At 40.6% G+C, this 11,662-nt stretch carries 10 protein-coding genes and 1 pseudogene; 7 read left to right on the top strand and 4 right to left on the bottom strand.

The window, feature by feature from the left end; translation table 11 throughout:
- Positions 1-256 precede the first annotated feature (256 nt).
- Complete coding sequence (gene urtE / locus ACM0OX_RS33615) at positions 257-955, top strand: urea ABC transporter ATP-binding subunit UrtE (protein ID WP_099101646.1); 699 nt, start codon at positions 257-259, stop codon at positions 953-955.
- On the opposite strand, the gene ACM0OX_RS33610 is transcribed toward urtE, so the two are convergent.
- Complete coding sequence (locus tag ACM0OX_RS33610) at positions 918-1,658, bottom strand: hypothetical protein (protein WP_414519307.1); 741 nt, start codon at positions 1,656-1,658, stop codon at positions 918-920. The genes urtE and ACM0OX_RS33610 overlap by 38 nt on opposite strands.
- An 8-nt stretch (positions 1,659-1,666) precedes the next feature.
- Positions 1,667-2,980 (bottom strand): cytochrome P450, encoded by a 1,314-nt coding sequence (locus tag ACM0OX_RS33605; protein ID WP_414519311.1) that lies wholly within the window; start codon positions 2,978-2,980, stop codon positions 1,667-1,669.
- 269 nt (positions 2,981-3,249) lie between these two features.
- Between ACM0OX_RS33605 and ACM0OX_RS33600 the strand changes: the two genes are divergently transcribed.
- The 3 genes from ACM0OX_RS33600 to ACM0OX_RS33590 all read left to right on the top strand — a co-directional run bounded on the left by ACM0OX_RS33600 (position 3,250) and on the right by ACM0OX_RS33590 (position 5,280).
- Entirely contained in the window at positions 3,250-3,855 is a 606-nt protein-coding gene (locus tag ACM0OX_RS33600; protein ID WP_414519309.1) for a DedA family protein, read from the top strand.
- Positions 3,856-3,925: 70 nt separating this feature from the next.
- Positions 3,926-4,549 (top strand): exopolysaccharide biosynthesis protein, encoded by a 624-nt coding sequence (locus tag ACM0OX_RS33595; protein WP_414519305.1) that lies wholly within the window; start codon positions 3,926-3,928, stop codon positions 4,547-4,549.
- Between the two features lie 200 nt (positions 4,550-4,749).
- Entirely contained in the window at positions 4,750-5,280 is a 531-nt protein-coding gene (locus ACM0OX_RS33590) for a hypothetical protein (RefSeq protein ID WP_414519303.1), read from the top strand.
- Here the strand turns inward: ACM0OX_RS33590 and ACM0OX_RS33585 are convergent.
- Together ACM0OX_RS33585 and ACM0OX_RS33580 are read right to left on the bottom strand one after the other, a co-directional pair.
- A complete protein-coding gene (locus tag ACM0OX_RS33585; protein WP_414519301.1) occupies positions 5,277-5,834 on the bottom strand; it encodes a hypothetical protein in 558 nt (185 codons plus the stop codon). The two genes, ACM0OX_RS33590 and ACM0OX_RS33585, sit on opposite strands and share 4 nt — an antisense overlap.
- A gap of 106 nt (positions 5,835-5,940) precedes the next feature.
- Positions 5,941-6,178: pseudogene (locus ACM0OX_RS33580) on the bottom strand (transposase); the annotation flags it as partial.
- A 391-nt stretch (positions 6,179-6,569) separates the two neighbouring features.
- Between ACM0OX_RS33580 and ACM0OX_RS33575 the strand changes: the two are divergent.
- From ACM0OX_RS33575 to ACM0OX_RS33565, 3 genes are read left to right on the top strand one after another with little or no spacing between them, the layout of a single operon-like run.
- Complete coding sequence (locus tag ACM0OX_RS33575) at positions 6,570-8,273, top strand: AAA family ATPase (protein ID WP_414519299.1); 1,704 nt, start codon at positions 6,570-6,572, stop codon at positions 8,271-8,273.
- On the top strand, positions 8,266-10,479 hold the full coding sequence (locus ACM0OX_RS33570; protein WP_414519297.1) for a WD40 repeat domain-containing protein: 2,214 nt from the start codon (positions 8,266-8,268) through the stop codon (positions 10,477-10,479). The genes ACM0OX_RS33575 and ACM0OX_RS33570 overlap by 8 nt, the downstream gene beginning before the upstream one ends.
- A gap of 5 nt (positions 10,480-10,484) precedes the next feature.
- Positions 10,485-11,546, top strand: a complete 1,062-nt coding sequence (locus ACM0OX_RS33565; RefSeq protein ID WP_414519296.1) for an AAA family ATPase — start codon at positions 10,485-10,487, stop codon at positions 11,544-11,546.
- Positions 11,547-11,662: the final 116 nt, after the last annotated feature.

The following is an 11,662-nucleotide window of genomic DNA, read 5'->3' as shown; positions in this document are numbered from 1 at the left end:
GACAAGACTCTATTTTTCTTAACTTGACACCAATGGCAAGATGCCCACCCCACAAGATTGGATAATTTATTTCTTGGAAGTCCCTTAGTTAATGCAAGCCATTTTGTGAGGCGATAAAACCAGAAAAAATTCATTCACAATCAGGTATCATAAGAGGTTAATGAGACTTTTAATAAACTGTGGCTAATTAATTTATTAACAGAGCGATCGCCAGTTAAAAACTTGATATCAAAACTAAACAGTTAAAAATTATTTTATGCTAAAAATTTCTAACCTTAACGTTTATTACGGCGAAAGCCATATTCTCCGCAATGTAGATTTGAGCGTACCATCTGGGCAAATGGTTTGCCTAATTGGACGCAATGGTGTAGGAAAAACTACCCTACTCAAAACTATCATGGGTTTACTCAAACCCCGTAGCGGTACTATTAATTTAGCTGAAGAATTAATCAATTCCAAATCCCCAGACCAAAGAGCAAAGTTGGGAATTGGTTATGTCCCCCAAGGACGAGAGATTATCCCTCGGCTGACAGTTAAAGAAAATCTACTGCTGGGATTGGAAGCTAGACGCAAACCAGTAAAAAAAGCAGAAATTTCAGAGGAAGTTTTTAGTTTATTTCCGGTGTTAAAAACCATGCTTTCGCGGATGGGTGGTGATTTAAGTGGAGGACAGCAGCAACAATTAGCGATCGCACGTGCTTTAATGGGAGAACCTCAATTACTCGTCTTAGACGAACCCACCGAAGGTATTCAACCCTCCATCATCCTAGAAATTGAAGCCGCAGTCCGTCGCATCGTCGAAACCACAGGTATTTCGGTATTATTAGTAGAGCAACATTTACACTTTGTCCGTCAAGCTGATTACTATTACGCCATGCAAAAAGGTGGTATCGTCGCCTCCGGTTCCACCACCGAACTTAGCCAAGATGTGATTCAGCGCTTTTTAGCTGTTTAATTTTTGATACTTCTATATCAATTGTGTCAGCAGCAATCAAGTCTGCCGCTTCTTGTAAAAGCTCATGTTGTTCCTTTTGAATTGCTTCTAAACGATAAGAAATTTCTGCTAATCGCTGTTGTTTAGTTGGTTGAGAATCTTCAGGTAGCAAAGCTGGCAGGTTATCAATTGTTTCAGTAGCAGTCATTCTTTGAACAGCAAAACTCCCAACTTTAGTTAAAGATAGAAAACTAACTTTAATCAAAGTCTGAAGCAATTTTAACGGAACCTTGAGTATTGACCAACTAGCGGTTTCAATCAAGCGGACAATTGCTTTGATGATGCTCCAAATTAGAGCAAGTGCAAACAGCAAAATTACTACACTAATAATTGGGTGATTAGCTCCCCAACCTAGTATTTGAACTAACCGAAAAAATATCGGGTGTTGTGTCAACCAATCACTTGCAGAAGATGCCATTGCATCTTTAACTGCTCCCGATGTTGTACTCTTAAATTGCTCCGCTGTTTGCCAAGTTTGCTCTAAACTTGTTGTAACTGTATCAATTGCTTTATCAGTCGTTGTAGTGGCTGTTGTCTTCAAAGACTCACCAGCTTGTTGGGCTGAGTTACTTAGAGAATTAACGCTTCCGCCCACAAAATCTTTCACATTTTGCCAGCGCTGTAAAACTCCATTAGGTAAATGTATATTTATTTGGGATGTCATAAAACATTTCACCGAGGTTGAAATCTAACCCGCAACCCATCTTTTGGGCGATTAGTGGGAACCACAACTTCCTCTAAACTTTGATTGGGTAATATCTCCCAATGATAATTGCGTAGAAGATGAGCAGCAACAATCTTCATTTCCATTTTGGCAAAGGCTAGGCCAATACAGATGCGCGGCCCACCGCCAAAACCAACTAAACTAAAAGGATACTTTTTATGTTCTTGGCGCTGGGGACTGAAACGGTCTGGCTCAAACAGGTCTGGTTCAGAATAAATTTCTGCAATTCGGTGAGTAACTCCAATTGAATAGTATAACTGCCAACCAACAGGAACGTGATAACCTTTAAACTCAAAATCTTTAATTACGCCACGAAACCCGCCTCCGACAGGTTGATGCAATCTTTCAACTTCCCACAAAACCTGCTCTAAATAGGGCATTTTCCCTAATTGTTCTAAATCCAAGTCACCTTTACTTGCAAGTTGCAATTGTTCAACTCTTGCTTTTTCGAGTACTTCTGGATGACGGGCTAACTCTACACACAACCAAGTCAGCATCGAAGTAGTAGTTTCATGTCCAGCGAAGAGTAACAGCACCGCTTGGGCAATGAGTTCTTTTTCGCTGAGGCTATTACCATCTTCATCTCTAGCTTGGATTAACAAGCTGATGGTATCTTTTGTGGGGTTTTGCTGGCGTTCTCTGACAACTTGAGTTAGATGTTCTAAAATCTGATTACGAGCGGCTATAGCTTTACCAAATGTAGTAAATGGTAAGGGCAACGGGTTAATAGCAAACAGCCCATTGGTCAAGGTTGTAAACAACTCGCTCAGGCGCACGCATTCAGGCCCAGGACGCGTACCCAACAGCAATTGACTAGCAATATCAAATGTCAGCTGTTTAAATTCTGGAAACCAAGTAAACTGCTGTTTTTTCTGCCACTTTTGCAGATAACTACGTGTAATATCTTCCATTGTGGAGACATAATTCGCCAATGCTGGGCCGTGCAACGCTGGCATCATCAAGCGGCGGTTTCTGCGGTGTTCTTCTCCATCTTGCAGAAAAAGCGATTCACCCAGTAATGTCTTGAAATTATCAGGCCATCCCTCGCGCCAAGAAAATTTCTCCATTTGGCTTGACAAAACCAACTCTAACGCCTCCGGCCCGACCATCGCTACAGTCGGTCTGCCAAGAAGATGAGTTTTGAAGATAGGCCCATACTGGCGATAGCGCTTTTTAGCGAAATCGCGGTCGAAAAGAAAGGAGAGTGTTTCACCTAATACAGGTATACCAAAGCTTCCAGGAGGAATTTGATGACTTTTCATATCTCTAAGGGTAGCTATGAAAAAGTTAACACGATATTCCAACTCTGCTGCGTTAGCAAAGCTCGCCGTAGGCATCGCAGCACCCCAAAATATTCTTAGTACTTTCAAACATCTTTGTATCTTGCAGCCATAACCCAAAACCTGTCATCTGTCATTACATTTCTTAAGATTACATAATAAATTTACATAAATTTAATATTACTTTTTATTCAATAAAATTGCTGAACGTTAAGATGTTGTGGATCTATATGTTGAAAAGTCAAAATTCTATGCATCTGGATTTACCACAACTGATTAAATCACTCGGCTATTTTGGGGTCTGGGCGATTGTATTTGCTGAATCTGGCTTGTTAATTGGCTTTTTTCTGCCTGGGGATAGCTTATTGTTCACCGCTGGATTTGTTGCATCTCAGAATTTATTGAACATTTGGGTTCTGATAATTGGTGCTTTTATTTGTGCGGTCTTAGGTGACAATGTTGGCTATGTGACTGGGCATAAATTTGGCAGAAGACTATTTAATAAGGAAGATTCATGGCTGTTCCATAAAAAACATCTTGTGAAAACTCAAAATTTTTATCACCAGCACGGTAAAAAAACGGTTGTTTTAGCACGCTTTTTACCCATTGTACGGACTTTCGCACCTATCGTGGCTGGGATTGGTGCAATGCATTACCGCACATTTATGTCTTACAACTTAATTGGTGGCTTTCTTTGGACATTCGGCATTACTCTGTTAGGGTTTTTCTTAGGAAAATCTCTGCCACCTGAACAGGTAGATAAGTATTTGTTACCGATTATTGGATTAATTATAGTTATTTCTTTAGTACCATCGATTATTCATTTGGTACAAGAAAATAGAGCCAGCAAACGTTGAAATATCTTTTGGATTTTGTGTAGAGATTAAGTATATTTATTTACTGAGTTTTGCTAAAAGTTGGTGTTGTATGGCTAGACTGTCTAACGAATTAGAACGCTATTTTTTTGAGGAAGACCGACCATCAAAAGTAACTTTGGTAGAAATTCTATTGTTAGCAAAAGAAAGAATTTTTGGATTTTTGCTGGTTATCCTGTCTTTACCTTCTGCTTTGCCGGTTCCAGCACCGGGGTACTCTACTCCTTTCGGTATTCTGATTTTTCTATTAGCAATACAGCTAATTGCCGGTGCCAAAACCCCCTGGCTGCCCAAGCGGATGATGAATCATCCTATGCAACTTACAACAGTTCAGGGGTTTTTGAAAGCAGGGATTCCTTGGTTAAAAAGAATTGAAGCGATCGCTCGTCCTCGTCTAAGCTATATCTGTACTACCTTACCAGGTAGAGTGACCATTGGTATAGCGATCGCCTTGATGGCAATTTCCATGATGATTCCGATTCCAGGAACTAATACCCTACCGGCAATGGGAATTTTTGTAACTAGCTTTGGCTTATCGGAAGATGATGGTGCTATTAGCCTGGGTGGTTTAGTTATGTGCGTGCTGGGGGGCGTTTTAACGACTTCCATCCTAGTGGCATTGGTTTGGGGTGGTTCGAGTCTTCTTGACATTATCAAGACTTGGCTAGGTCGGTAAATAGCAAAATACTACTTGAGGAGAATGACACACAAACATGAGAGCTTGATAAGCTAAAACACATCTAAATTACATAATCACCCGTGAATGTCGTCCTTAGTCATTAGTCATTTGTATTTACAAAGGACAAGGGACAAATAACTAATGACAGTCTCCACCAGATAATGTGCAACTTGAATGTACACCAGCTTAATACCCTCATGACTTCCTTAAACATCAACCTGTATCTGTTCCTGGAAAATCTCCTATTTTTCCTAATTGCCACACTTTTTATTGTGGTTGTCAACTGGGGGTGGAAAAATACCAAGCCTTATACTCTACCTTTACCATTTCCCGGTTGGTATAAAATCTGGTTTGGCTCGGTGATACTGCTAGGAGTAGTGCCGCCATTAGTGGTCATGCTATTGTGGGGTGTATGGTGGGGCGATCGCACGGTCTTAATTGTGCTTGGTTGGTATTTTATCGTATTCGGGTTGCAAATCATCTCTGAAAGCGTGGCACTTAGGCAGTTGCAAAATGTTGTGTGGGTAATGGTTCCTTATATATATCTCCCTTACCGCTTCTGGCAGTTGTATGAGGGTTTGACGCTTTTGGATTCTACAAGCGAGTTGCAGTGGGTACGATATGTATTGATTTTTGAATTGGTGATGTGGATTGTTAACTACGCCATTGATGTATCTCAATTGCCGCGACTGTTTCGTTGGGAAGTACAATCAAATGACGTGAGCTAGGGATTAATCGCAGAATTAGCCATTTTTACTAAAGAAGTGCGATCGCCTGCTTTTAACCCAAAAACATATTGCACACCCTGTTGTCTCCAAGTCAAGGTAGCATCTGAGCAACCAGCACCACAAGTAAAATCTACAAAATAACCAGTAATGCCCTTAGCTAAGGATACACGTTTCCCAGTCAGGCTGGGTGTTTTGCGGGTTATGGCTTCAGCAGAAACAACGCCTAAACGACAGGCAGAAGCACCATTACAGTCTGGACTATAAGCCAGTAAAATATCATACTTTTTTTGCGTAGCAGCTTCTATAGTTGCGTAAATTGGATTTTCGCCATCCGACTCAGGAATAAACTTCGGTAATAAAATCTTAATCTGAGTTTTTTGCTTTAATTTAGGCATAATAAATTTAAAAACTGGGTTTACCTGAGTTTTACTCTGCTGCACTATCAATTGGGGCTGGTTGTTTATATTGGCTATGGCTGACTTGTGAAAGCTGCTGACACTGACTAATAAAAATACGGCACACACAGCACTAGTATTTCTAAAGTTTAAAATCATCTTTGAAAACCTATTCGAGCGAAAGTACTTATTTGTAATACCCAGTTTTAGTATAAAAATACGCATTTAACAGATGAAGCGATCGCTGGGAATAAGAAATACAATATTAATCAGTCATAACGGCATATATGGCAGCTTCACTCATTTCTGGGAGACGTTCATAATCCTTACTGAGACGACGGTAGTGGTTAAACAAACCAAATCTTCTTTCTACTACTCAACGTTTGGACAAAACTTTCTATTCTTGCTCAGTACGCCGTATGACTTCAACATGAGCTTGAATCATCAGCTAAACTGAAAGCACTTTCTTTATCAACGTCATAACCGGAATCAACCCAGATAACTTCGTTTATTGGTTGTGGCAAATTAATCCTCAAGGATTTCAGCAAATGTGTCGACAACTTCCCCAAAGAGTGCAGCAAATATGTCCGACTAAGAAATAGGTTATACAGAAATATTCTAATGTTGATGAGAAATATTCCAGCCTTGATAAGGAATATTGTAATGTTAATGAGAAATATTACAATATTCCTTATAGATATTGTAATGTTGATGAGGAATGTTGCAATCTTGACAAGAACTACTTGTACATTGAGAGTGACGGAGAAAAAAGTGGCGATCGCTAATGGGTTAATCTAGATTAGCGATCGCACCACAAGTACCTCTACATCACATCTTGCACCCACCCACGCGGTAACTAGGAATGTAACTCACTAAATATGCGATAAAGTTAGGGTGTCACAACCTGCTCCCACCACAGGAAAGATGGATATTGCCCTAGTAATTAAAACTATTGCTACTGCTACTGTTTCTTCAATCATAAATGCAGTTCAGCGTAAAAGAATTGTAGTTGAAATTAAAGAAAAGTTAAGAATTAATTCAGTACAGCCTCCAGAAAAATTTGACGATGTTTATGCTCATGCTTTAGCAGAGTATTGTCAGAAAATCAAGAAGGATTTTGATGAAACTCAACTTGCGCTTAACCTGAAGTTTTTTGATAATCAAATAATAAAAAAGATTTTCTGGGAAACTTTTACATCAGTACAGACATCAGATTTCAATTACGAAGAATGGATTTCATTAAGAAATGAGGCACAAAAAGACAGAATAGATGTTTTACAGGTTCAGGAATTCCATCAAGCTTTTGTCAATATAGCAAAACGCTCTATCAATCCAGGGAAACTTATAACTAACGTAGAACTTCAAGAACACCTGAATAAATCTACAGAACCTGTAGAACAGTCGATCTATCCAGATGAGTTTAAGGCACTAATCGAAGAAAAAACTAAGGTATTTTGCGGACGGGTATTTGTATTTAAGGAGTTTGATGATTTCCTCAAAAGGCATACCAAAGGTTATTTTACCGTAATTGGGGATGCGGGGATGGGAAAAAGTGCGATCGCGGCCCAACTCGTCTTAAAATACAAAGCTATCTGCTACTTTAATATTCGGGCAGAAGGTCGCAACACACCAGACCAATTTTTACAAAGTATTCGTCAACAACTGATTAATCGCTATCATTTACAAAATGCAGAGAGTGATAATTTACCTACTTTGTTGACTAAAGTAAATAAAAAATTTGCAGATGGTGAAACCTTGCTAATTGTAGTTGATGCACTCGATGAAGTCGAACAATCAGGGTCAGGAAATCTTTTAAATTTACCCAAGAATCTGCCAGAAAAAATATATTTTCTGCTAACTAGGCGACGCTATGCCGAAAGTGAAAAGCGCTTGTTAATTGATGAAGAAGAGCAACTGTTGGATTTAACTGCGAATAAATACAGGGACTCGAATCGAAATGATGTTATAGAGTACATTAAGAAATGTATCAATGATGAGCCAGAGGGTCAGAGTTTGAAGGCATGGATTCAACAACGCAACATTCAGCAGCTATATTTTGTTGAGCAGGTAACAATAAAAAGTGAAAACAATTTTATGTACCTCTCCTATGTTTTACCAAGTATTGCTAGAGGAGATTATAAAGACTTAAAAAGTTTAGGAGAATTACCTGAGAAACTTCAGGGTTATTATGAACAGCATTGGAAGCAGATGGATATGGATAGAAAAAATGCGATTATCCTCTGTGTACTGGTTGAGGTAGGTAAACCTATTTCTTGTGAATCCATTGCCCGCATCGCTCGTCGAGATGAATTTGATGTTTTGGCTCTTTTGAATAAGTGGCTGGAATTCTTGAGAAAACAACAATTCTTGAGAAAAAAACAAGAAAATCAGGAAGATTCCCATTCAAAACAAAAAGAAAATCAAGAATATTACTATTCAATTTATCACCAAAGTTTCGCAGATTTCCTCCGTAATCAACCAACATTAAAAAGAGAAAAAAAGAATAATATTGATTGGCCAGAGGTTCAACTTCTTATTTCTGATTATAATGATCAATTGTGGAAAAACCTAAAATCAGGTAAGAGTGAAAATGAGTAGTTTTGCTGAGAGATTTGCCCAGTTATCTTTAAGCAACCAGCGAATTTTTCTCATTGATCCTAGTGTGAAAGCAAAAATAGGAGAGTGGGAAACACTTTATAATAGACTGACTGATTTTGATTTTATTGATGCGAAAGTCAAGCATTCTGATTTTGGTGTGCAGTCACTAATTGAGGATTATGATTTAATTAATGACTCCGAACTGTTAAACAAACCAAAATATAATGCAGAGCAAGTAGAAACGCTGAAATTGATTCAAGGAGCATTGCGACTTTCAGCGTTTATCTTAAAAAAATATAAAATGCAACTGGCAGGGCAATTGTGCGGGCGAATGCAGCACTTTGATGTACCGGAAATTCAAGTAATGCTCCAAGTAGCAAAGCAGCAAGTTATCCCTTGGTTGCGTCCGTTAACATCTAACTTAATTTTCCCAGGCGGAAGTTTACGTCTCACCCTTACAGGTCATAGCGGCAGGGTAAATGCAGTAGCCATTACCCCCGATGGCAAGCGGGTGATGGTGATTTCTGCTTCAGATGACATGACACTCAAAGTCTGGGATCTAGAAACTGGCAAAGATGAGCGGACTTTTCAGGGTCATTGCGACTGGGTAAGAGCAGTAGCTATCACCCCCGATGGCAAGCGGGTGATTTCTGCTTCAGATGACATGACACTCGGACTCTGGAATCTAGAACCTGGCGAAAATGAGCGTTGCCAGGATCATAGCAACCGGGTAACAACAGTAGCCATCACCCCCGATGGCAAGCGGGTGATTTCTGCTTCAGATGACATGATACTCAGACTCTGGAATCTAGAACCTGGCAAAAATGGGCGTTTCCAGGGTCATAGCAACCGGGTAACAACAGTAGCCATCACCCCCGATGGCAAGCGGTTGATTTCTGGTTCAAATGACAAGACACTCAAAGTCTGGAATCTAGAAACTGGCAAATATGAGCGGACTTTCCAGGGTCATAACAGCTGGCTAACAGCAGTAGCTATCACCCCCGATGGCAAGCGGGTGATTTCTGCTTCATGGGACAAGACACTCAAAGTCTGGAATCTAGAAACTGGCAAATATGAGCGGACTTTCCAGGGTCATAGCGACCGGGTAACAGCAATAGCCATCACCTCCGATAGCAAGTGGGTGATTTCTGCTTCAGATGACAAGACACTCAAACTCTGGGATCTAAAAATTGATAAAAATGAGCGAACTTTCCAAGGTCATAGCGGCTCGGTAACAGCAGTAGCCATCACCTCCGATGATAAGTGGGCGATTTCTGCTTCAGATGACAATACACTCAAACTCTGGAATCTAGAAACTGGTAAAGATGAGCAGATTTTCCAGGGTCATAGCGACCGGGTAACAGCAGTAGCCATCACCCGCGATAGCAAGCGGGTGATTTCTGGTTCGGATGACAAGACACTCAAAGTCTGGGATCTAGAAACTGGTAAAGATGAGCAGATTTTCCAGGGTCATAGCGACCGGGTAACAGCAGTAGCCATTACCCGCGATAGCAAGCGGGTGATTTCTGCTTCAGATGACAATACACTCAAACTCTGGAATCTAGAAACTGGTGAAAATGAGCGAACTTTCCAGGGTGATAGAAACCGGGTGACAGCAGTAGCCATCATGTCCAATGACAACTGGGTGATTTCTGCTTCAGATGACAATACACTCAAATCCTGGAATCTAGAAACTGGTGAACATAACCAGACTTTTCTCCAAGGTTATAGCGACTGGGTAACAGCAGTAGCTATCACCCCCGATGGCAAGCGGGTGATTTCTGCTTCATGGGACAAGACACTCAAAGTCTGGAATCTAGAAACTGGCAAATATGAGCGGACTTTCCAGGGTCATAGCGACCGGGTAACAGCAGTAGCCATCACCTCCGATGGCAAGCGGGTGATTTCTGCTTCAGATGACAAGACACTCAAACTCTGGAATGTAGAAACTAACAAATGTGAGCGGACTTTCCAGGGTCATAGCGATCGGGTAACAGCAGTAGCCATCACCCCCGATGGCAAGCGGGTGATCTCTGCTTTAGATGACAATACACTTAAATTCTGGAATCTAGAAACTGAAGAAGAAATTGCCACTTTTACAGGAGAGTCCCCATTTTTTTGCTGCGCTATTGCACCGGACGGGGTAACTGTTGTGGCAGGGGAGTCATCAGGGAGAGTGCATTTTTTGCGGTTGGAGAATGTTTAAAAAGTATGAACACTTCACCTCGACCGCCAACGCCAATCAATTCCCCCTCATACCCAACAGAGTTTCAACAAGTCATTCTCGAAAAAAGTCAAAACTTTGTTGGTCGCGCCTTCGTCTTCACCGCTATATCTAACTTTCTCCAGCGTTACGATCGCGGTTACTTTACCATAATTGGCGCACCCGGTAGCGGCAAAAGTGCCATCCTCGCCAAATACGTCACAGAAAATCCCCAAGTTCTCTATTACAACGCCCAACTCCCAGGCAAAAATCGCGCTGAGGAATTTATTACTAGTATCTCCACACAAATTGAGACAGAAAATTTTACGTCTCTACATTCCCTGCTTCAGCAAGTCAGCGATAAACTAGAACCTCAGCAAAAGTTTATTATTGCTATCGATGCCTTAGATGCTGTTAACCACACCGACCAAACAAAAGGCTCAAATCTCTTTTATCTTCCCAGATATCTGCCGCGTGGGGTGTATTTCCTTCTTACCCGCCGTCCATACCTGCGAAAACAATCCGGTTTGTTGATAGAAACACCTTTTCAAATTCTTGACTTAGCAACATACCCACAAGAAAACCACGAAGATATCCAAGCATACATTCGGCGGTATGTCAACAATGACGAAGAACTCACAGCAGAGCTAACCGCCAAAAGCGAAAACAATTTCATGTACACTTCGGCATACTTCGACTGCGCTCAGTACAAGAAGCTCAGTGACCATCTCAGTCAGATATTACCTGCTACTTTTGAGAAGTTTGATGGACTTCCCCCTGGTTTAGAGGCGTATTATCAACAGCATAAGCACAAGATGATTCCCCCTAATTCCTCAAGTCAAGAGAAGGAATTTAAATCATCTGTACTGAATGTGTTAGTGCAAGTTTCATCAGTCGTATCAGCAGAAAGCATTGCTAGTACAATTGATGCTGATGAATACGATGTTGAAGAAGTTCTGGAAAATTGGCGTGAGTTTTTAACACTCCAGGAAATTGATGGAGAAATCCACTACAGTCTTTATCATTCCAGCTTTCGAGATTTTTTAAGCAAGCAAGTAAATTTTGGTTAGACTCTATAGCGCTTCGGTATTGAGTCGAATAAAGACCTAACCCCCAACCCCTTCCCTATAAGGCTATCCATTACCCGCATCTTTCTTAACAAACAGACAAAATACTTAAAATTAGA

Source organism: Nostoc sp. PCC 9305 (genome assembly GCF_963920915.1).
In the GTDB taxonomy this organism is placed as follows: domain Bacteria; phylum Cyanobacteriota; class Cyanobacteriia; order Cyanobacteriales; family Nostocaceae; genus Nostoc.
This window is presented reverse-complemented; position numbering and strand designations above follow the sequence as displayed.